This window comes from Butyrivibrio sp. XB500-5, assembly GCF_003625505.1.
Lineage (GTDB): Bacteria > Bacillota > Clostridia > Lachnospirales > Lachnospiraceae > Butyrivibrio.
In genome coordinates, this window is the sequence record NZ_RAIS01000011.1 from 20192 (window position 1) to 42201 (window position 22010).

26 protein-coding genes are annotated in these 22010 nt (G+C 36.7%); 14 read left to right on the forward strand and 12 right to left on the reverse strand.

Features of this window, described 5'->3' with window-relative positions; translation table 11 throughout:
* Nucleotides 1-43 precede the first annotated feature (43 nt).
* The 7 genes from D6856_RS14840 (at nt 44) to D6856_RS14875 (ending at nt 7416) form a co-directional block, all read left to right on the forward strand.
* Nucleotides 44-973 carry a carbohydrate ABC transporter permease gene (locus D6856_RS14840; protein ID WP_199704185.1) on the forward strand — a complete coding sequence of 310 codons (930 nt, stop codon included), beginning with the start codon at nt 44-46 and terminating at the stop codon, nt 971-973.
* Nucleotides 974-975: 2 nt separating this feature from the next.
* Nucleotides 976-1797, forward strand: a complete 822-nt coding sequence (locus D6856_RS14845; RefSeq protein ID WP_120687542.1) for a carbohydrate ABC transporter permease — start codon at nt 976-978, stop codon at nt 1795-1797.
* Between the two features lie 122 nt (nt 1798-1919).
* Nucleotides 1920-3701, forward strand: coding sequence for a sensor histidine kinase (locus D6856_RS14850; protein ID WP_120687543.1), 1782 nt, complete (start codon nt 1920-1922; stop codon nt 3699-3701).
* 1 nt (nt 3702) lies between these two features.
* Complete coding sequence (locus tag D6856_RS14855) at nt 3703-4458, forward strand: response regulator transcription factor (RefSeq protein WP_120687544.1); 756 nt, start codon at nt 3703-3705, stop codon at nt 4456-4458.
* A 34-nt stretch (nt 4459-4492) separates the two neighbouring features.
* Nucleotides 4493-5647 carry a glycosyl hydrolase family 8 gene (locus D6856_RS14860; RefSeq protein WP_120687545.1) on the forward strand — a complete coding sequence of 385 codons (1155 nt, stop codon included), beginning with the start codon at nt 4493-4495 and terminating at the stop codon, nt 5645-5647.
* 330 nt (nt 5648-5977) lie between these two features.
* The gene (locus D6856_RS14870; protein ID WP_120687547.1) at nt 5978-6772 is read left to right on the forward strand and encodes a PHP domain-containing protein; all 795 of its coding nucleotides are present in this window, start codon (nt 5978-5980) and stop codon (nt 6770-6772) included.
* Nucleotides 6773-6786: 14 nt separating this feature from the next.
* Nucleotides 6787-7416, forward strand: a complete 630-nt coding sequence (locus D6856_RS14875; protein WP_120687548.1) for a polysaccharide deacetylase family protein — start codon at nt 6787-6789, stop codon at nt 7414-7416.
* 140 nt (nt 7417-7556) lie between these two features.
* Here D6856_RS14875 and D6856_RS14880 read toward each other — a convergent pair whose 3' ends face one another.
* From D6856_RS14880 to trxA, 4 genes are all read right to left on the reverse strand, one after another.
* Entirely contained in the window at nt 7557-7838 is a 282-nt protein-coding gene (locus D6856_RS14880) for a Dabb family protein (RefSeq protein ID WP_120687549.1), read from the reverse strand.
* Nucleotides 7839-7925: 87 nt separating this feature from the next.
* Nucleotides 7926-8249: a hypothetical protein gene (locus D6856_RS14885; RefSeq protein WP_120687550.1), complete on the reverse strand. Its 324-nt coding sequence runs from the start codon at nt 8247-8249 to the stop codon at nt 7926-7928.
* Between the two features lie 2 nt (nt 8250-8251).
* A complete protein-coding gene (locus D6856_RS14890) occupies nt 8252-9007 on the reverse strand; it encodes a nucleoside/nucleotide kinase family protein (protein ID WP_120687551.1) in 756 nt (251 codons plus the stop codon).
* A gap of 77 nt (nt 9008-9084) precedes the next feature.
* On the reverse strand, nt 9085-9414 hold the full coding sequence (gene trxA / locus D6856_RS14895; protein WP_330392994.1) for a thioredoxin: 330 nt from the start codon (nt 9412-9414) through the stop codon (nt 9085-9087).
* Between the two features lie 148 nt (nt 9415-9562).
* On the opposite strand from trxA, the gene D6856_RS14900 reads away from it, so the two are divergent.
* Together D6856_RS14900 and D6856_RS14905 are read left to right on the forward strand one after the other, a co-directional pair.
* Nucleotides 9563-9898: a winged helix-turn-helix transcriptional regulator gene (locus D6856_RS14900; protein ID WP_120687552.1), complete on the forward strand. Its 336-nt coding sequence runs from the start codon at nt 9563-9565 to the stop codon at nt 9896-9898.
* A 54-nt stretch (nt 9899-9952) separates the two neighbouring features.
* The gene (locus tag D6856_RS14905; RefSeq protein WP_120687553.1) at nt 9953-10864 is read left to right on the forward strand and encodes a hypothetical protein; all 912 of its coding nucleotides are present in this window, start codon (nt 9953-9955) and stop codon (nt 10862-10864) included.
* A gap of 290 nt (nt 10865-11154) precedes the next feature.
* Here D6856_RS14905 and D6856_RS14915 read toward each other — a convergent pair whose 3' ends face one another.
* The gene (locus tag D6856_RS14915; RefSeq protein ID WP_092248972.1) at nt 11155-11352 is read right to left on the reverse strand and encodes a PspC domain-containing protein; all 198 of its coding nucleotides are present in this window, start codon (nt 11350-11352) and stop codon (nt 11155-11157) included.
* A gap of 201 nt (nt 11353-11553) precedes the next feature.
* Between D6856_RS14915 and D6856_RS14920 the strand changes: the two genes are divergently transcribed.
* Both D6856_RS14920 and D6856_RS14925 read left to right on the forward strand, forming a co-directional pair.
* Entirely contained in the window at nt 11554-11895 is a 342-nt protein-coding gene (locus D6856_RS14920) for a hypothetical protein (protein ID WP_092248975.1), read from the forward strand.
* 122 nt (nt 11896-12017) lie between these two features.
* A complete protein-coding gene (locus tag D6856_RS14925; protein WP_092248978.1) occupies nt 12018-13304 on the forward strand; it encodes an aminotransferase in 1287 nt (428 codons plus the stop codon).
* A 39-nt stretch (nt 13305-13343) separates the two neighbouring features.
* Here D6856_RS14925 and D6856_RS14930 read toward each other — a convergent pair whose 3' ends face one another.
* On the reverse strand, nt 13344-13637 hold the full coding sequence (locus D6856_RS14930; RefSeq protein ID WP_092248981.1) for a hypothetical protein: 294 nt from the start codon (nt 13635-13637) through the stop codon (nt 13344-13346).
* Between the two features lie 133 nt (nt 13638-13770).
* Here D6856_RS14930 and D6856_RS14935 point away from each other — a divergent pair, with 133 nt between their 5' ends.
* On the forward strand, nt 13771-14376 hold the full coding sequence (locus D6856_RS14935; protein ID WP_092248984.1) for a YgjV family protein: 606 nt from the start codon (nt 13771-13773) through the stop codon (nt 14374-14376).
* Between the two features lie 8 nt (nt 14377-14384).
* Here the strand turns inward: D6856_RS14935 and D6856_RS14940 are convergent, their stop codons facing one another.
* Nucleotides 14385-14621: a hypothetical protein gene (locus D6856_RS14940; protein ID WP_120687554.1), complete on the reverse strand. Its 237-nt coding sequence runs from the start codon at nt 14619-14621 to the stop codon at nt 14385-14387.
* A 142-nt stretch (nt 14622-14763) separates the two neighbouring features.
* Between D6856_RS14940 and pta the strand changes: the two genes are divergently transcribed.
* A complete protein-coding gene (pta, locus tag D6856_RS14945) occupies nt 14764-15747 on the forward strand; it encodes a phosphate acetyltransferase (protein ID WP_120687555.1) in 984 nt (327 codons plus the stop codon).
* 45 nt (nt 15748-15792) lie between these two features.
* On the opposite strand, the gene D6856_RS14950 is transcribed toward pta, so the two are convergent.
* From D6856_RS14950 to hypA, 3 genes are all read right to left on the reverse strand, one after another.
* Nucleotides 15793-17211 carry a sensor domain-containing diguanylate cyclase gene (locus tag D6856_RS14950; RefSeq protein WP_120687556.1) on the reverse strand — a complete coding sequence of 473 codons (1419 nt, stop codon included), beginning with the start codon at nt 17209-17211 and terminating at the stop codon, nt 15793-15795.
* A gap of 77 nt (nt 17212-17288) precedes the next feature.
* Nucleotides 17289-18236 (reverse strand): GTP-binding protein, encoded by a 948-nt coding sequence (locus D6856_RS14955; protein WP_120687557.1) that lies wholly within the window; start codon nt 18234-18236, stop codon nt 17289-17291.
* A 71-nt stretch (nt 18237-18307) separates the two neighbouring features.
* Complete coding sequence (hypA, locus tag D6856_RS14960; protein ID WP_243114105.1) at nt 18308-18658, reverse strand: hydrogenase maturation nickel metallochaperone HypA; 351 nt, start codon at nt 18656-18658, stop codon at nt 18308-18310.
* A 100-nt stretch (nt 18659-18758) separates the two neighbouring features.
* Here hypA and D6856_RS14965 point away from each other — a divergent pair, with 100 nt between their 5' ends.
* Complete coding sequence (locus tag D6856_RS14965; protein WP_092248862.1) at nt 18759-18974, forward strand: hypothetical protein; 216 nt, start codon at nt 18759-18761, stop codon at nt 18972-18974.
* A gap of 28 nt (nt 18975-19002) precedes the next feature.
* Here D6856_RS14965 and D6856_RS14970 read toward each other — a convergent pair whose 3' ends face one another.
* Both D6856_RS14970 and D6856_RS14975 read right to left on the reverse strand, forming a co-directional pair.
* Complete coding sequence (locus tag D6856_RS14970) at nt 19003-20304, reverse strand: ATP-binding protein (RefSeq protein ID WP_120687558.1); 1302 nt, start codon at nt 20302-20304, stop codon at nt 19003-19005.
* 38 nt (nt 20305-20342) lie between these two features.
* A complete protein-coding gene (locus D6856_RS14975; protein ID WP_092248867.1) occupies nt 20343-21509 on the reverse strand; it encodes a replication initiation protein in 1167 nt (388 codons plus the stop codon).
* Nucleotides 21510-22010: the final 501 nt, after the last annotated feature.

Genomic DNA, 22010 nt, shown 5'->3' on the forward strand with positions numbered 1-22010 from the left:
TGGGGAAGACGGAAGGATCGTATTATTTTAGAAGGTTATAATAATGTCTGATAATAATTATATTGTAAGTAAAGAAATATTAAGGGAAAGAAGAAACAAGAACATAAAAAAGCATTTGACCATATTCGTATTCCTTCTTCCCGGATTAGCACTTTTTATAAGCATTCTTATTGCTCCTATAGCAGTATCACTCTATAGAAGTACTTTTGATTGGAATGGTTTTTCTGAAGGAACATTTATTGGAATTGCCAATTACGTAGAGCTGTTTACCAATGGTTCGATCAAATTTATAACGTCATTGAAAAACGCAATGATCATAGCTATCTTCTCAGTGTTTATACAGTTGCCTATTTCGTTGGCGCTGGCACTTCTTTTGGGAAGAAAGCCAAAGGGCGAAAAGGTATTCTTATCAATATTCTTTATGCCTGTGTTGATCTCAACCGTTGTTATCGGTCAGCTCTGGTTGAAAATATATAATCCCGACTACGGTCTTTTAAACAGATTTCTTGATTTTGTTCATCTTAGTCAGTATAAGCATGTATGGGTGGGCGAAATCGGAACAGCGCTTGGAAGTATCGTTGTACCTACTATTTGGCAGTACATCGGCTACCATATGCTTTTAATGTACGCCGGAGTTAAAGGTGTATCAGTAGACTTAAGAGAAGCAGCTATGCTTGACGGCGCAACAAAGTGGCAGGTTGATAAGTACATTGTTATTCCGATCATTAAGCCGATTTTAAAAGTAAGCGTAATTTTCGCGGTAACAGGTTCACTTAAAACTTACGACCTTGTACGTATTTTGACTGAAGGCGGACCCTTCCAGTCAACAGAAGTACCCAGTACCTTGCTTGAGAACATGCTTTTCTTGAGAAACAGGTATGGTATGGGTAGTACAATCACGGTTATGTTGATAGCACTTTGCTTTGCGTTTGCTTTATTGATAAGCGCTGCATTTAAGGAAAAGGATAAATAAAAATGAAGTTTAAAAAATCGTTAGCATATATTCTTCTTGGAATATGGGCACTTGTAAACTTATTCCCTATTTACTTCATGTTTACATTTTCTCTTAAATCCAATGATGAAATTTTCGGAAAAAACATTATAGGTATCCCTAAGGACTGGTTGTGGTCGAATTACGCTTCAGCCCTTAAGACGGGAAATATGGCACTGTATTTTGCAAACAGTTTACTGGTTACAACTTTGGCAATTGCCATTTCTTTAATGGCAGCATTGATGGCCACTTACGCGATTACTCGTATTCCTTCGAGGCTTAATAAGTATACCAACGCATTCTTTATGCTCGGACTTACTATTCCACTTCAGGCTTCAATCGTACCGGTATATGTTGTTTTATCTAAGCTTCATTGGCTCAACAAATATTCAACACTTATCGTGCCATATTCAGCTTTTGCATTGTCAATGGCAATTCTTATATGTACAGGATTTATGGTCGATATTCCTATTGACCTTGATGAAGCTGCAAGAATTGACGGATGTGGATTATTCGGAACGTTTTTTAAGATTATACTTCCGCTTACAAAACCCGCATTTTCAACTGTAGGTATCTATTCATACCTTCAGTGTTGGAATGAGTTCATGTTTGCCAATGTTTTCATTTCCGACTCTAAACACAGAACATTGCCTGTGGGTATTAAAGCCTTGTCAGGTGCATATACAACAGATTGGGGTCCGATTGGTGCGGCTCTTGTAATCGCAACATTCCCGACTTTGATAGTATATGTTTTCTTAAGCAGAAAAATTCAGGATAGCTTTATCGCTGGTGCGGTAAAAGGCTGATAATTTTATACAATTTAGAGCTTGGCGAAAGATAAAAGCCAAGCTCTTTTTCTTTTGCAACAAAAGGTGAAAAATGTTATCTTTAAGAGGTATTATGTGGAGGAAGTTTTGAGGGGCGATATATGAACATAAAGAAAAATCTCTTACAATTCTATGATAACAATAGCAAGAGAACATCCCTGTCATCCAGTCTTAAGCAGGTTATCTTTGGGATTATTTTTATTGCCATTGTTTCCTTTCTGATTTCCACATATTACATTACTGAAAAAGAGAGAAAAGAATATGGAATTCGCGAAGCAGAGAGCGTTATAAAAACACTCTCCAATAATATTTATTCCGAAACCAAGAATTATATAGACCTTTCAAGACTTATCATGACTGAAGGAAGACTAGTAACATTTCTTAGGGCGGACACAGACGATGTAGATATCGGAATGATCAATGACGCCAGATACGGAATTATGAGTATTCTTAATGTAAAAGAGGGCGTGGATTCGGTTATTGTCTTTCGCGAGGATATGAAAAGAGTAGTTACCGATAGATTTTCATATAAATATAACCATCCTCTGATCGAACAAGATATATGGAAAAAAGATATCTACAACGGAAGAGGACGAGCTGTGGTCTCGCTTAACAGTAATAAAATAGCTACAAGAGCGGATAACAAGCCTGTTGTGACTGTTGGAAGAGCTATATACGATATTGACTCTCAGCGTAGACGCGGACTTATGTTAATGAATATATCCGCTTCGGTATATCAAAAGATGCTAAATCAGCTACATTACAGCGATATATGTATAATGGGAATCGATGGTACATACTTGGCAGGAAATAAAGAGCTGGTTCCTTTTTTTGAAACCGGATTTGATTCCGCTCAGATGGTGCATAAGAATGATGTCCTTGATCATGAGCGGATCCTGATATCAGGATGTAATGTAAGCAATCTTCCGATTGTTATTCTCAAAGTTTCTTCGTACGGATCGGAAGGCATTCCGTACAAGATTATATACGCATTACTTTTCTTGCTGGTGGTGTTTATATTGATGGCAATATATGTAGCCAGATTTATTCAGAAGAATATTACAGATCCAGTGTTTGAGCTTTCAAGTTCAATGGAAAGAAACAAACGCTCCGGACATCTTAAAAAAATCAACATAGATATGTCTAGTAACGAACTCGACATGTTGAAGACAGATTATAACAGCATGATCGACCATGTAAACGAACTGATTGCTACACTTATAGAAAAAGAGAAAACACTTCAAAAAGCAGAAATGCGAGTGCTCCAAGAGCAGATAAAGCCGCATTTTTTATATAATTCCATAGAAACCATAGGTTTTCTTGCGATGGATGCCGGCGCCGATAGGGTACACGATGCACTTGAAACACTTGGCAGCTTTTACAGAAACTTCCTAAGTAAAGGAGACAGGGAAATTCCCTTGTCCAGAGAAGTATGCATAGTTAAAGATTATATTGCGCTTCAAAAGCTTAGGTACGGAGATATCATAGAAGATATTTATGATATTGCGGAGGACACTGAGAACTTCATTGTTCCTAAGTTAATCCTGCAGCCTCTTGTGGAAAACAGTATATATCACGGTATACGCTTAAAAGGTGAACGAGGTATAATAAGGATATCCAGCCGAATGGAAGAAAATGAACTCCATCTAAGCGTAAGAGATACAGGCGTGGGTATGGACGCGGATCAGATAGAAAAGATTCTTTCCAGAAAAAAGATAAATCAAGATGAACTCGACGCAGAGAGTTTTGGTTTATGGGGTACAATAGAAAGAATAAGAATCTTTTATGATAAAGAAGACGTGGTAATAATAAACAGCGAAATCGGTGAGTATACGGAAATTGAATTTGTTATTCCGTATGCAAGCCATTATGGGGTAAAGTGACATGAACAGAACATACAGGGTGATGATAATTGACGACGAAGAGTCTGCACGTAAACTCATGAGAGCCGGCATCAAATGGGATACTCTTAACATGGAAGTTGTCGGAGAAGCCGCAAGCGGCATTGAAGCTATAAACGTTATTGACGATGTAAAGCCTGATATTGCTTTTGTTGATATTTCCATGCCTTTTATGGATGGAATAGAGTTTACAAAAACCGCAACAGACAGATATCCGAATCTGATCATTATAATCATGACAGCAATCAATCAATTTGAATATGCAAGAAAATGCGTAAGTCTGCCCGTTTTTGATTATATGCTTAAGCCTATGGTAAGAGCGGAGATTTCCGATGTACTGGAAAGAGCTAAAAAGAGGTTAGATGAATCTAAAGATTCTTGGGAAGATTCTAAGGCAGAAATAGAAACCGAGAATTCAGATGAAAATAACTCGACCGAACTTATTAAAAAATACGTAGAAGATAACTTTACGGACTCAATGCTTAATCTTACTTTTCTTGCACAATATTTTGGCTTCAGCGCCAGTTATCTATCAAGAAAATTCAAACAAGACACCGGCAAGAATTTTGTAGAATACCTAAATGACTTGCGAATGAAAAAAGCGGTAAAAATAGCAAAATCTAACATCAAAATGTATCAGATAGCCGCAGAAGTTGGAATTCCGGACCCGAATTATTTTAGTAAATGCTTTAAAAAGTATACCGGAATGAGCTATTCTGATTATATTTCAACCAAGTAATTACTATTAATAAATTGAAAGGTTATTATTTATAATGGGAGCATTTGATTCAGGCAAATACAGAAATATCTTTAAAGAAATCGGAAAAACAGACGAGGAAATTTCTTCACGTTTAAAAGAAATTGTAAATACTTTTTTCTATGACGAAGAAGAACGAATATATCATGAAGCCGGCGATGATATGGGGTATCTGACTGATACCGGCAATAATGACGCCAGAACAGAGGGCATGTCATATGGAATGATGATGTGTGTTCAGCTTGATATGCAAGAAGAATTTGATCGAATCTGGAAATGGTCAAAAACATATATGTTCATGACAGAAGGAGAGAATGAAGGGTATTTTGCTTGGTCATGTCAAACAGATGGTAAGAAAAATGCCGACGGACCAGCTCCCGACGGCGAAGAGTTTTATGCTATGGCACTCTTTTTTGCTTCACACAGATGGGGCGATCGGGACGGAATTTTTGAATATAGCAAAGAAGCCAAGGAGCTTCTTCATTCATGCATACACAAGGGTGAAAACGATAGAGTAGGCACTCCCATGTGGAATAAGGATAATTACCAGATTTTATTTGTCCCGGGAATTGGCTTTACCGATCCATCCTATCATCTTCCGCATTTTTATGATCTGTTTGCTCTTTGGGCATATGAAGAAGATAGGGAATTCTTTAAAAAAGCCGCAGAAGCAAGCAGAAACTTCCTTGTAACAGCGTGCCATCCTGAGACGGGATTAAGCGCCGAATATGCTAATTTTGATGGAAGCCCGATGAATAAAGAATTACCTTGGGGACAATTCGGTGACTTTTTCAGCGACGCATATAGAACGGCCGCAAATATCGGTCTAGACGCCGAATGGTTTGGAATCGATAAAGGGCAATATTCGATTCCGTTTAAGATGATGAATTTCTTTAAAACCGATCTTGAAGCGGCAAGATGCGCTTACAAAGTTGACGGAACGCCTCTAGAAAGACCCGTTCTCCATCCTGTTGGACTAATAGCTACAATGGCTCAGAGCGCATTGACTATTCCATACAGCAATAATGAAAACAGTGATTTTTCTACTGCAAAAAAATGGGTTGAATGGTTTTGGAATCAGCCTCTTAGAAAAGGCGTTCGAAGATACTATGATAATTGCTTATATTTGTTTGCCTTCCTTGCATTATCCGGCAATTATCGCATTTGGTAATAATGTGTTTTAACACATATTATATATAATGTATTTAAGTTATATAACAATTTAGGGGTTTTATTATGGCTAATAACATAAAAAGAATTTGTATCAACTGTGGCAGAACATTTACAGCCCGCGAAGGGAGAAAGGTTTTTTGCTCATTTAACTGCAAAAGATTATACGGAAATCACATCAGTTTCAGGTGCAGAGATTGCAGAAACGCGACTTGCAGCATAAGAAACAATAATCTGGTCAATGCGCCTTATGGATGTGAAAATCTGCTCAATCCAAACAGGTAATAGTCTATTCCGGCAAGATAGAAAGAGTAAATAAAATAAAGACATCATGGAATACATTTACGAAACACACCTACATACTATGGAAGGAAGCGCCTGCTCAAACACTCCGGCCGAAGATTATATTGACTACATGATAGGCCTTGGATATAGCGGTATTATTGTAACAGACCATTTTTTTAATGGTAATTGCGCCGTTCCTAAAGATCTTCCCTGGGATAAAAAAGTTGAACTATATTGCAGTGGCTACAAACATGCGGAAGAAGCTGCAAAAAACAAGGGCTTAGCAGTCTTTTTTGGCATCGAGTATAATTTTGACGGAGATGAATATCTACTATACGGTGTAGACGAAGATTGGCTTCTATCCAATCCCGATATTATGCAAAAAGACAGATTTGAAGTTTACGAAGCGATTCACAGCGCCGGCGGAATAATGATTCAAGCTCACCCATACAGAGAAAGAGGATATCTAAAGGCAATTCATCTTACTCCAGAAGTATGTGATGGCGCTGAAATTTTTAATGCTGGAAACCCTGACTGGCAAGACGCTCTAGGTTACCAATACGCGAATGACCGGAATTTTCTCTTTTCAGCAGGATCGGACATTCATAATTTTTCACAAGATGACATGGGGGGTATGAGTTTCCCCTATCCTATACATTCTATAAAGGAGTACGTATCGGCTTTTCTTAAAGGTGACGGAACTCCTGTGTTTAAAAGAAATGTTCACGGTGGCAATTCTTCTTTTAACAGAGTCACTGACGATATTGCTCTTACGGTGCCTTCCAGAACCCCTTCTCTAGAAGTAATATGGCATAAGAAAGCTAACGTATCAGCACAATAATGGAGGCAAATTTCATGGATAACAAGAAGAAATATATCGCACTTACTTTTGATGATGGTCCTTCCGATACAACAACATTACAAGTTCTTGATAAATTAAAGAAATACGGCGTTGTGGCCTCTTTTTTCCTAATAGGAGAGAACATGACTCCTGAGAGATCGCATATTATCAAAGAAGAAATCGCGCACGGATGCGATATTCAGAACCATTCGCTTACGCATTCCGATATGCGGGAATTCAACAAAGAAACAATTCTCGCCGAGATTAAGGAAACTTCTCGAAGAATTGTCGAATACACCGGGAAAGAGCCTACGTTCTTCAGGCCTCCCTATATCTATGTGAACGATCTTATGATGGATACAATTCCATTAGTATTCATAAGCGGCTACAACGGTCTGGATTGGGATCCTGAAGTTCCGGCTTCCGAACGCGCACGGCTGATTATTGAAGGCGCCAGAGACGGAGCAGTTATTCTTCTTCATGATCTTGAAGGAAATGATGCCACTGTAGAAGCTCTTGATACAATTATTCCGGACCTGCTTAGGGAGGGATATGAATTTGTTACCATAACAGAACTGTTTGACAGAGCCGGAATTAATTATCAGAATGCAAAAAGAGAAGTCTATTCATATACAGATCAATAAGTCTCTGCTGCTTTTTTGTATATGTATATTAGATGCCGCACACGCTATTTCGTAAAACGGAAATTTTGCGAAATAGCGTGTGCGGCTTATTTTACTTTCTACACTATCTATATTTATTGATCAGCTATAAAATTTAACACTTAGTCACAATCAAAAATTGTCTTTCCTTCAAGCATATCTCCGAATCTAATCTTCCATTCGCTGTGTATGGGAGAATTGTCAAAATTCTCAAGCCCCTCAGGGGATAATTGCAATTCAATCATAACATGTGCTCTGTTTGACCGATCCGAACAAGACGGATAAATCCTAACCCCCGAAACACCTTCAACATTGGTGGATCCTTCAAATAATTCCTTAATTCCCTCCATTTGACTCTTCCAGTCAATGTGTTCCTTAAATTTTGCTATTATATAATGTTTCATAATCATAACTCCTTCATTGTCATAATAGATTCGGCGCATACACAAACAAGCCGCGCTAATACACGGCTTGTTATGATAATTAAATCATCATTTAAAAAGACTTGTGACAGTGTTCATTATTGTCTTGTTCTCAAGAATGGATTCTAATATGCCACCTAATTGAGTCTTCTCTCCTTTCAATATAGCCAATGCTGCTTTTTTTGTATCTGCGTCAGCAGCTCTGTAAAGCTCTAAAAGCTTTTTCTCTGCTGCAGTAACTTTCACAGATGAACCGGTGCTTTTCTTGGCGGAAGCGGAAGTCCCTGTCTTTTTGGGCTTATTTGTGCTAGCGCTTTTTGCTTTTGAAGTAGTCGCTTTATTTGTTCCGGAAGTACTCTTCTTAGATGTAGTAGCCTTTTTGATAGTTGCCATGATTAGCCTCCTTCACGTTTAAGTAATGTATATTGATCATCATCTCTTAATACCAATTCAATATCAGCCGGCTTTGTATTTCCCAGGCATAGCCACACATTCGCCATATCACTAAAATCTACAAATTTAATCACTTTATCCATGGCAAAACCACTGGCAGCTCTCTTACGCGCAATCAACCTTTTTCGGAGTTGTTCTTCTCCTGCAATAATAGATATTGTATAGTCAGCATATGAAGAAAGATCTCTCCATCCCTTTGTATCCAGAAGTAGATAATTTCCTTCAATTATAACTATATCTGTATCTACCCTTATTCTATTTTCTATAGGATTATGCGAAACCCTGTCATAAACCGGCCACCCGCATACTCCTCCCTTTGCTACTTCTTCTATGCTACTTCTCAATTTCTCCAGATCAAAAGTAATCGGTGCTCCTTTTATATCTACCAGCGGAACCCTTTCCCCGTCAATAATAGTCGCATGTGAAAGCAAGTACTCCTGTCTTTTGTGAAATCCATCCATGCCAAGCGCCTTTACTGTTTTCTCGGGTATAACGTCTTTCGACAAAAACTCCAGAAAACTTGCCAACGTACTTTTTCCGGCTCCGGGAGGCGCCGCAATCATAGCGATTACACGATTCCCTTTCTTATTATGTATTTCAGCAAGTTTTTTCAACAAAGGAACATATATCTCTTCTATGCTCTCTTCGCTATATGTCGCCAACACTTCAAGACCATTTATGAATTCACAATATTCCATACGAAATCTTCCTTCCCGGAAACTGACCGCCTATATTTAAGTATATAGCATTTTGCAGCAGTTAGCATCTGGATGGATCAGATTAGTCTATCAAGAGTTCCTGCAAGTCGTTCCTTAGAAACTGCTCCAAGCTCACTCTCCTCAAGCTCTCCGCCCTTTATAAAAGCAAAGAACGGGATACTCATGACATTGTATTTTGCAGCAAGCTCCGGCTGTTCATCAACATTAACCTTACCAATCTTAGCTTTCCCCTCATATTCTTTTGCCAATTCTTCTACTACCGGTCCCATCATCTTGCAAGGTCCGCACCAATCAGCATAAAAATCTACAAGAACCGGGATATCACTGTTCATTACTTCTTCATTAAAGTTTTCTTTTGTAAAAATGTATTCCATATAATTCACCATTTCGTTCAGGTTTTCCCTAAACGCCTTTCTATCAAATAATACTTGTTTTTATTTACCGGTAATTATATTATAGGTAGTATAAAGAATATATCAACTACGCAGATTATACTAACTTGGTATCAAAAACCATACCATAGAAAGGACTTATATGAAAAAAGAATCCCTTTGCAATAATATTGCCGGTGAAAAATGTGGCTTAAAGAAGGTTTTGGATATTGTAGGTGGAAAATGGAAAATTCTCATTCTTTGCTTAATAGATAATAGAGAAGTCGTTCGATACGGCGAGCTTAACCGTGAGATTTTTGGAATTACGAACACTATGCTTGCAAATTCGTTAAAAGATCTTGAGAATGACGGCCTTGTTATCCGAACTCAATACCCGGAAATGCCTGTTAGAGTAGAATATTCGCTTACCGCTAAGGCAAAAACTTTAATTCCAATTCTTCTCGAACTCAAGAAATGGGGAGAGGAAAACCTTTTCTAAATTGATTTTTTTAGATATAATCAGTTTTAACGCATTTATAAAAGGAGTCTTATCATGTCTTTAGAAAAGTACATTAACCCGGATTTTACTATTTACAAAAAACTGATATTCCTACTCATCACCATTGCAGGGATAGCGATATGCGCTCTATTAATTCATATCGGAACCAAACTGTCCTACGCACCTAATCCTTCGGGGAAAAAGCGCAAACCGACTAAACAAGAAAAAGAAGTTCTTTTTTTTAAAAACTTTCACTTAAACATTCAGCTTTTTATTGAAATGATGATCTCTGCAACATCTGTAATGATGTTTGCCTGTTCATATGTAATCGTGAACCACGTATACGCTACTGTCACAGGTCAAAGCGGTAGATACTATGGTTTTGATCAATTTATTAGTACATGGGACAATAGCAAGGATTTCATATTATTACTGCTTATATGTCTATCCTGTGTTGCGAATACAATAATCGACAAGCTGATTATCCCTCTAAAAATGCCTTCAAAAGAACAAAAAGCTTCAATACGAATGCTGGGTATGTTCTATGTTATTATAATCCTCCTGTTTCTCAATAATACAATTGGAGATGAAAGCCAATACAGTCCTGTTATGATGTACTATCTCGGGCTCATGATCGGTAGATTTATATATTTTGATGCTTCGTTTATGGATTTTATAAATGCATTAAAAAGTGCGCTTTATCATTCTCCACTTTTAATAATCGGCCTCCTTGTTTCGAGCTCTCTAAGCTTTCTGGGATTTAAACTGGGATATCTTTTAGAAAGAAACTATTATATAGTAGGTATTTTTTATACTCATCTGTTTATATTGGTAGTTCTCTTTATCCTTCATAACAGCAGGGTCATGTATCTCTTTGTAAGGAAACCTAAAGAGGAACCGGAGCCTTTATTCGACGAGTATGAAGAATATGATGACTATGATGATTACGATGAATATCGAAAATAACGAATACCCACCTTCAAAAGCACTGCCATGAAGGTGGGTATTTAAAAAATTTACTTTATGCATTACTAAGCAATCCTACTATCCCAAACACTATCAACAAAGGAAATGCCACGTAGATCATACCACCGACCACTAGCATTACCAAGATAAACGGGAAGAATACCAAATACATTATTGCTTTAAAAATGCTCCAAGATGCTTTTATAGCAAAGCCTATCATTTTTCCAAAAATAATAAAAAATAACACAAAAAACAATATCATCATAATCCGTTACTCCTATTACCAACGCTTACTGGTCAATATAATCCGGCTTATCGTCCATTATGATTGCCGCAACAATGTATACCGGAATTCCAATTCCTCCGCCAAGCGATGCCAACACCCAGATCAGGCGAACAATAGTGGGATCGACATCCATAAACTCTGCAATTCCACCGCATACTCCACAGATTTTTCGATCATAGCTTTTATATAATTTCCTATTCATTTCTTTTCCCTCCACCATATATAAAAGGTTTTATTGTTAAAAAAAGTATATCTGCAGTGCAAACTCATATAAATACTGACTTTGGCGAATATCGTCCTTTATTTTTCTTTTTTGGAAAAATAAAAAAAGAAGAAAAAAGGTAATGAATCCTTTTTGTCTGCCGATATATTGAAAGATTAAAAATAATAAGAGGAAAAGAAAATGATGGATTATAACTTTCTATCTTCAGTAGATAGAATTACAAGTACATATCTCAATAATGATCCCCTTTCAAAAGCATCGGATTTAGGAGATGATATCAAAGCTAAACTCGGTCCTGAATTTACCGAAGTCTATGACTCTCTTAAGGCCATTAAAATGCTTAATTCTACTGTTCACCAAGATAATTCGATTTCTCAAAAAGACTCTTTACGTGAACACGCATCCAGACTCGGTTACTCTATTGATAATCGTGTTATTGACATGCTCAGAATATCTATTTCTGATGAAATGAACATCAAAGTCAATGATGCCGTTCAATCTGCAGCAAATGCGCTATTTTGACAAACCCTTTTCTTTAATAATTTAATACCTATAAAGATTTCCCCTTGACTTGACGGAGTGATGTTGTAATAATATCGATAGGATTATGCAAAAATACTTGTATACAACAACGAGGATGAATTATGAAAAAATACAGCGAACTGTCACAAGAGGAATTATTGAAGGAAAAAGAGCTGCTTTCTCAGCAGTATAAGGACTGGCAAGCTAAAGGCCTTAAGCTCGATATGAGCCGCGGAAAGCCATCTGTTGAACAGCTCAATCTTTCTATGCCTATTTTTGATATATTAGATGGAAAATCTCTTATGAAATGCATGAATGGTGTTGAGACTCGTAACTACGGATGCCTGGAAGGTATCGTAGAAGCACAGCATCTTATGGCAGAAATAATGGATTGCCAGCCTGAGCAAGTAATCGTATGCGGAAACTCATCATTGAACATCATGTTTGACACTGTTGCACGTGGTTATATGTTTGGTTTCGGCGGATGCACTCCCTGGTGTAAGCTTGATAAGGTAAAATGGCTTTGCCCTGTTCCCGGATATGACAGACATTTCGCTATAACTCAGCACTTTGGCTTTGAAATGATCAATATCCCCATGCATGATGATGGTCCTGATATGGATATGATCGAGGATCTTGTATCAAAAGACGATTCTATCAAGGGAATCTGGTGCGTTCCAAAGTATTCAAATCCCCAAGGTATTGTTTATTCAGATGAAGTAGTTCGCCGCATGGCAAATCTTAAGCCTGCTGCTAAAGACTTCAGAATATTCTGGGACAATGCATATGCAGTACATCATTTATATAAAGAGAAATGCAAAATTCTTAATATTCTTCATGAATGTGAGGAAGCAGATAACCCTAGTCTTGCATTTGAGTTTGCTTCTACATCCAAGATTACATTCGCAGGAGCAGGAATCGCTGCTATAGCATGTAATAATGCTAACAGGCAGGAACTCAAGAAGACTATGACTGTTCAGACAATCGGTTATGATAAAGTAAACATGCTTCGTCATGCCAGATTCTTTATGGATGTCGAGTCTGTTGATGAACATATGAAAAAGCATGCTAAAATCTTACGTCCTAAATTTGAGCTTGTAACTAAGACTATGGAAAGAGATCTTGGTGAAATTGGTTGTGGTTCTTGGGCTAATCCCAAAGGCGGATATTTCATTACTTATGAGGCACCTAAAGGAACTGCTTCAAGAATCGTCGAACTCGCAAAGCTAGCAGGTGTTATTTTAACCCCCGCGGGAGCTCCTTTCCCTTATCATATGGATCCTGATGATTCTGTTATAAGATTTGCTCCTTCTCTTCCACCATTGGAAGAACTTGAACAGGCTGCTGACATATTTACAGTATGTGCAAGAATTGCTTACTTGGAAAAACTTCTTTTAGCTAAAGCATAATAAGAATGCCGTGAAGACATATATCTTCACGGCGTTTTTTTACTTCGGTATATCCGGTTTACTTTCCTTTAGTCTTTTGATTCCTTCAATCGCGGTTTTATATATCAGCGCCATATGTCTGGATGCCGGATCGTTCATATCACACTTCTTTTGCATAAGATTGAAATGCTGTATTGCCTCTTCAATAACCGTTTTAGAAATTACATAACCATCGCAATAAAGCGTGCCGGTGTCCGGGTCATACCTTGACTCCTCAAATCGTGTTTTCGCATAATCCCCCGCGCCCATGCTGGCCGCAAGCTGGTTTATAAGATCAGTTCTGGTATCTCCCATATAGAAATCTCCTTCCATAAATCCAGTAACCAATTATCGAATTACACAATAAGATTTTATCATAATTTGAACAACATGTAATCTTTTGATATCATACCATTGTCACATAAAATAATTATGAGGAGATATTGTCATGAATACAAATATGATCATAGAAGCTATTGGTTATCTTGGATCAGCACTGGTATTAGTGTCTTTTTTGATGGCCTCTGTAGTAAAGCTCAGAATAATAAATTCTATAGGAAGCATCATTTTTACTATTTATGCTTTTATCATTCACTCATATCCTACTGCGTTGATGAACTTATGCCTAGTTCTTATCAACATCTATTATCTTGTAAAAATGAGTAATACCTCTGTTGAATATGATTTTATAAAGCTCAATAAGGGAGATTCTGTCATTAGCTATTTTATCGACTGTTATAAAGATGATATCCAAAAATGTTTCCCTGGAAATCCGCTCGATTTCTCAACTGCCGATACCGGCTACGCCGTTTGCCACAAAGGCAATCCCGCCGGTGTTCTTTTAGGAAGACTTGAAGATAATAACCTTGATATAATGCTTGATTATTCGACTCCCGAATATAGAGACTTTTCTATCGGTAAATTTCTGATCTCAAAACTCCCGGATGAAGGTATTAAATCTATGACCTACCGCGGAAACGATGTTAATCACAAAGCTTACCTTTCCAAGGTTGGTTTCAAGCAAAAAGACGGTTATTACGAAAAGCTTTTTTGATTGCGATATTATTGTTTCCCCATATCCATAAGCATTTTCATTGTTTCAACATCATTTGCATTTATTTTTATGTTGGATTCAATAGTTTTTCCTTCAGCTGTGGTGACTTTCATCGCAATGACGGTTCCTTCCTGCATTGCGTTTTCTCCAACAGCCATTAAAAAAGGCATTACTTTAGGATGATCGTTTTGAAACAACCCCAACCTTTGCTGAAGCTGCAATATCATCATAGGATTCATGTTCATACAAACCTACCTCGCTTGTTTTTTATATTCTAATATATTAATGTAAAACTTGAGCGAAATCAAATTATTTTAATTATCATGGGTCTAAAATATGTATGCGCTTACAAAATGATAAATACCTGATATATAAGGAGGAAGATAAATGTACGGATTTGGAGATATGATTCAGAAGCTTAAGGCTGACCCTAAGACTATTGTCTTTCCCGAAGGTTCAGATCCAAGAATCCTCGAAGCAGCTTCTCGTTTGCTCGCCGGTAATTTTTTAAAGCCAATTCTTTTGGGAAATGAAGATGAAATAATCAAAGCTGCAGAAGATGCTGGATATAATATTAGAGGCGCTAAAATCATAGACCCTGAGAAATATGATAAGTTTGACGAAATGGTTGATGCTTTTTGCGAACTTAGAAAAAATAAAGGCATGACGCCTGAAAAAGCTATTCCGATTCTTAAGCAGACCAACTATTTTGGAACTATGCTTGTAAAAATGGGATACGGCGATTGTTTGCTCGGTGGCGCAACTTATTCTACAGCCGATACAGTTCGTCCGGCATTACAGATCATCAAAACAAAACCCGAGAATACAATAGTATCATCTTGTTTCATCCTTGTACGCCCTTCTGCTACGGGTGAAAACGAAGTAATCGCAATGGCAGATTGTGGAATAAACATCAACCCTTCAGAAGATGAGCTCGTTGAAATATGTGGTGAAACAGTTAATTGCGCACAGAGATTTGGTATTAATCCTAAAGTTGCCTTCCTTTCTTTTTCTACAAAAGGATCCGCTAAAGACGATACTGTAACTAAGATGCAGAATGCAACTAAGAAAGCTCAGGAAAAGTACCCTGATATCCCTATCGATGGTGAACTTCAGTTTGATGCTGCTGTTTCTCCCAGAGTAGCGAAACAGAAAACACCCGGATCGCCCGTAGCCGGACATGCTAATACATTTATTTTCCCTGATATCAACGCCGGAAATCTTGGATATAAAATTGCTCAGCGTATGGGTAATTTTGAAGCATATGGTCCTATTCTTCTTGGTCTTAATGCTCCAATTAATGATCTTTCCCGAGGTTGTAACGCAATTGAAGTATATTCAATGTCAATTATAACTGCGTCCCTCGCATAACTAATAAAAAAAGGGTTAAAACCTCTTGTTTTAACCCTTTTTATTTTACTTTTTTTCAACTTTATCGCTATGCCTTCGACCATGTTTCTTATAGTATGAAGCTTTATCTTCATACATTCTTTCATCTGCCTGCTTGACGGCAATATTTATCTCTTTTGAATCATCTATCCAGATTGCACCGATTGCTACAGAAATATCCTCTGTCTTCGTTTTAAGCCTGCTCACCTGATTATCAAATTTCTCTTTAGTAATCTCAGGTATTATTGCCAGAAATTCATCTCCACCTATCCTATAGCAGTACTTACGTTTGAAGACAGACGCAAAAATATCAGCTGTTTTCTTAATGCGTTCATCTCCTGCATCATGGCCTTCTGTTTCATTAGTGGTCTTCATCCCATTAATGTCCAAATAGCAAACACCCGCCATTGTCGATACTCCCGATAAAACAAGGAGTGTCTGATTTAGGGCATATCTGTTGCCAAGTCCCGTGAGAGCATCATGACTTCCCAAATAAGTCATTTCTTTTGTCAAAGCACGATTTCTCATCTCATATGATATAAAAATCGCAACCGACTCCATAACTTCACCGACATTTAACGGTAAGCCTTCGGCGTAATTGTCAGCAACAAGATATCCTATGACCTCATTATTATCTTTCATAACAGAAACGCTGTACCTGGAAATACTTCCATCAACGATACTGTTATACAAATCTTCATTCAGCTTACTGATAACCGAACTGTCTTTTACCAGAACGGTATTCTTATCTCCCAGCTGTTGATTCCATAATGATATAACATCGACTTCTTCAAAAGTTTTTCTCCCGGGCAAATTTAAGGTTCTCGCTCCGGCATTATTGAACCATTCATGAGTATCGGTTACTTTCTTATCTTTTACTTCGATTACACCTACTCTATCTGCTTCAATAGTCTGTCCAAGTAGCATAAGTACCTTTTTGACGCCCTTTCCAAACTCAGCAGAAGAAAGCGCAGTGGCACAATCTATTATCAATTTGCTTGTATTTGATGCGAGCTTAATATTATCTTCGCTCTTCTTTACTCCCGTAACGTCATGAAAAACAAAAGCACAAAATCCTTTTTTATATACAGGAACCGACCAGAATTCCAGCCATTTATCAAACTGAGTATTATAAGTCCTCACTTTAGATGACTGTCGTAATATTGCTGCTTGATAACTATATTTAATCCAATCCTCATCTCTGTTGGTTACGGTTTTATAGTATGTGTTTCCAATTAGATCCTCTACCGGTATCCCGACAAGCTGTGAATACTTTTCATTGGTGAAAAGAAACAGCATATCTTTTACTGTACCAAAAGGATCGGTCAATACTTTAAAAATACAGCAAGCATCCGGGAGATCCTTAAGCATATATATTACATCGTTGTCTTCTATGTTATCTAACGAGGAATATGAAATTTTCCCTTCCTTACTGTATTCTGTCATTATTGTCTCCTGTATACAGTCAAAATGTTAACCTTATAACATGAATTATACTATAAATATTAACGTTTTGCACCTATTCAGATAGACGGCTCGCCGATATATTTTTTTAACCTATCTTTATTCAAAGCCTCTCCTATCACAATTAGAACTGCTCTTTCTGTTTCTGATTCACCGATCATAAGTTTAGTTCTTGTTGCATTTATCTCTGTTTTCTTTATTCCTCCTGTGTCTATAAACCCTTTAATTCTTAGTACATTTCCGCATTTCTGATCACCAAAGATCATTTTTACTGCTTTTTCAAGCTCATTTATAGGCATATCAAAATCAAAGTAAAATAACGTTTGATATGCATCTGCATTTTCAAATGCTCTTTTTACATATTCAGCCTTTCGATACCCTGCCCTTGCGATTAGATCAAAATCCTTATCTCTTAAGTTGTCCCAAGCTTTAGCAATTATATCTTTTTCATCTATCTTACGATTACATGCAAATTCTTCTATTGTTTTATTCAGTAAGTCAACTATCTTGCCTTTTTTGTAGGTATTCTCATCATTTATTTTACTAATTATTATTTTTCCGGCACTCACTGCTTCAGACATAAGCATATATCTGGATGCTTTAGATATATTATCCTCCGTTTCGGCATCCAATATGCATATAATGTTATTCATTTCATACCATCTGTCCAAAGGCTCTTCGTATAGGGTGTCAAAAAGCTCATCCGGATCAAATATTCCTGACGGTTCGATAATAACTCTATCGTATCCGCTCATTCCCATTGCAATGAGTTTTGTTTTTAATCTTCTTTTATGTGCCTCTGCTCCATCACCTCCTACTATCATTTCCAGATTGCAATTATCTCCTGCAATTTCATTAAGGAGCACCATATCTACATTTATTGCTCCAAAATCATTTTCTAATACGCATATCTTTTCACCTTTATTTATAAGATACTTGGCATATTTTTTTAAAAAGGTCGTCTTTCCGGCTCCTAAAAAGCCTGTGATCAAATCTATTTTTGTCATCATTCCTCCGTCTTTATTTAAAAAAGAGGTCCTAATCGGCCTCTTTGCATGTGTTATATAACATATATTAGTTATTCATCTTCTATAACAACATTTTTTAAAACTACTCCTTTTCCTTCAACAATGTGTGCCTTTCTTCCTCCGCAGTTTGGACATAAATATCCATTATTTTTATCTGGGTAATATTCACTATTACACTCTTCACACATAGCCTTTACCGCGGTTTCTTCACAAATCAGTTCCGCGTCTTCCAACATTGTTCCTTTTACAGCTGCCGGAAAATATTTATGCATGTAATAAGGCAAAACTCCGCTCGTCTTTCCTATCTGAACTGTTATGCTTTTTACTCCGGATGCATTGTTTTCTTTCGCTACATCAATAGCCAGTGCAACCATCTTAGATATATAACTCATCTCATGCATTTTTTATTCCCATCATGTTATCATTTTTTATTGTCATTTTATCATCATTTTATTGATTATATAGCGATATCTGGGATAATAATATTATAGGAGAATGCTTATGTCTCACAATGTTGTAAAAATCTGTATGGGTTGCGGAAGAACATTTATAGCAAGAAACAGCGGAATGGCATTTTGCTGTAAAGCATGTAAAAAGCGCTACTCATATCACTATACCTTCAAATGTAAGGACTGTAGAAACGCCGCATGTGAAGTTCGTAATGAACAATTACAAGGATGCGCGTTTGACTGTCCTAACTTAAAATGGAATCCGTAACCTCTTTGCTTATCTCAAAAAGTTTTTTTTATTTGCCCAAAAGATGATTGATAAATTGCTGAGCCGTTCTTCCTGATACTCCTCCGTGATTTAATTCCCATCTATCCGCTTCAAGACATAGTTCTTCTTTTTCCATATTGATGCCGTTTTTCTTCGCTAGTTCATTTACTATTGTATAATACTCTTGTCTAGAAGGCTTATAGTATCCTATTGTCACACCAAATCTATTGGCAAGAGACAGCTTCTCTTCCATAGTATCTGATCTATGAATATCTCCGTCTTGTTCAACATCTCTTCTATCATTCCAGGTTTCACGAATAAGATGCCTTCGATTCGACGTTGCATAAATAAGAATATTGTCGGGCTTCGTCTCTACGCCTCCTTCTATTACAGCTTTCAGGAATTTATAATCTGATTCATCTTCTTCAAAAGACAAATCGTCCATGTAAATAATAAATTTGTAATTCCTGTTTTTTATCTGTGATATTATCTGCGACAACAACTTGAATTGATATTTGTAAATCTCTATCATTCTAAGACCATCACCATAAAACTCATTAACTATGGCCTTTATGCTGGTAGATTTACCTGTTCCACTATCCCCAAAAAGAAGAACGTTATTTGACTTTTTCCCTTCAACAAATGCCTTCGTATTGGCAATAAGCTTCTGTTTCTGAATTTCATACCCTACAAGATCATCAAGAACAACTCTGTCCATGTTGTTTATTGGCACAAATTCTATCTTCCCGTCATTGTGTTCCCTTAATCTAAACGCCTTATTTAATCCGAAAGCGCCTACACCAATACTCCTGTAAAACTCGGTTACCCCTTCAAAAAAACTTTCATCTGAATTTGCTTTTCTCAAGACATCTGCAAGATAGCCCACTTTTTCACTGACATTTTTATTGTACATAAGCTCAGGTTTTTCTATGGCTTTATAATTCGTAATACATGAAAAACAATCTATTCCAAGCGCGCTCTCTATTTCACTAAAATCATAGTTAAAAAGCTCTCTAAATGCATGAAAATCACTAGTGGCAAAATGGTTAACACTACCCTCTCTGCTACCAACCTTCTCGCATGTAAGGCTAAAAGGATTTTCATCCATGATCAAAAGATATGTAAGATAACTTTGCCACAAGTTTTTATCAAATGCACAAGCTGTTGCTAACTCCAACAATCTTTTTACTTGCTTGAAACATCTTGATATAAGATTTTCTTTATTATAGTCCTGACTATGAAGATCTCTTGAAACACGAGAAAGCTCCATTAGTATGGAATCTTCCGGTAAATCCCCATATATCAACAGCTTTGCAACTATTTTTTCCATTTATCCTCCATGAATATCATATATGTGTTATATAACATTTAGTTGTCTAATAATTTTCTCTCCAGTTCTGCAAAATCGTCAACTTGTCTTTGTTCAAAGTTATTAAATGAATTTTTGGGTCTTATCTGCTTTTTGGGAACATTTGCGTAGTACTCGTTTCTCACACAATCAATCATAAAAGCAACAGGAACCTCCACCGTTGTATTGTAGTTAAGCATATAATCATATGCTTTTTTTATTTTATCTACGTCATATTCTGCAGCTTCGGCAATCTCTCTGATTTCTCTTACTTTAAAATAATCCAGCATAAATTCAATAAGTTCATCCATGACCTCATCTTTATTGATTTCTTTATTTACGCTGACTTTTTCTTCATTACCCTTTTTATCAACATAAAATCTGATTCCTACAGTTTTTCTTCCGCTTTTTATCGGTTCATAATCAATAATAAGACTTGTCTTTTTATTAAGCTCTTCCTTTGCTTTGCTGAGGACATTTCTATTGAATATTTTGTATTCCTTATATTTTGTCTGCCCGGTTTTCTCAACAAGTTCAGCTACTCTGTCATAATCAGGATACTCTTTTTCAAGCTCTGTCTTTATCTTGTTATCTCCACCTGAGTTTATGATTCCCAGTTCTAATTTTAGTTCAGTAAGATCATACTCAAAAACCTGCGCCCCGGATCCTTTCGTTATAGCACTCTTATAATCCAAAGCAGATTTAAGCATCTCATATAGGCGCAAAGAATAAACACTCTTCAAACTAAGTGTTTCTGCTAAGCTTAAGACAGTATAACCCTTTTTCAGATTGACTATCTTATCAGTCAAGGAATTATTATATCGCAGTGTCAGCGTACCATTCTTAAATGATGCATCGGTAACGACCTGATGAGCCTCAAGCTTTCCGTTCTCTTTATCCTTGATCAAAAGATTCCAGTCAAAAATTGTAGCTCCTTTTATCTGCCTGTCGCATAATGCTTCTATGTGCTCGTATAACGATCCGGAACTTGATTTAAACATTTTTCTTAAATCTGTTCCATAAATAGTCGCTACTACATTATTTGTATCATCAACTTTTATATGTTGCATTCCTATAGCAAATAGTTTCTGGCTTAACGCAGTTCCTTTGCCCATAGCATTTATCAGCTCATTTGACTTATTATAAGTCTTGCTCAAAATAAGCTGCTCTCTTTTTTCTTCGCGCATAATTTCCCCTATCATTTACTGAAGATAAATATACATTCCTTTTTTGCTCACCTTTTGTAAAAAAAGAAATTCCCTTTTATGCTACTTTTAACTCTATTATATTCCTTTTTCGTTCACCTTCAAGTTTTTTTTACTATATTTAGGGGTCATGCGTAAACTTAACCGCTATAATTTGTTTTTGCCCATTGACCATATCGGTCTGCGTTATTGTTCCCTTTTTTATCACCTCATTTCCCTCTATTATGCGCTTTACGTGTTTATTGACCTTTTAGTCTTGACTGTTTCGGTTTGAGTTGTTCCCTTTTCAGTCACTTTTTATTCCTCTTTACTACCTTAAAAATTGTTCGAATTTATATATCCCATTACTTTTTCTATATTTCATATAATTTTTGATTTATTATTCTTATCAAATTAGCACATACGTGCTGTTATTACTTATTTTGTTCCCTTTTTTATCACTTTAGACACTCTTTTTAGTCCTTTTTCTCTTATAACATTGCC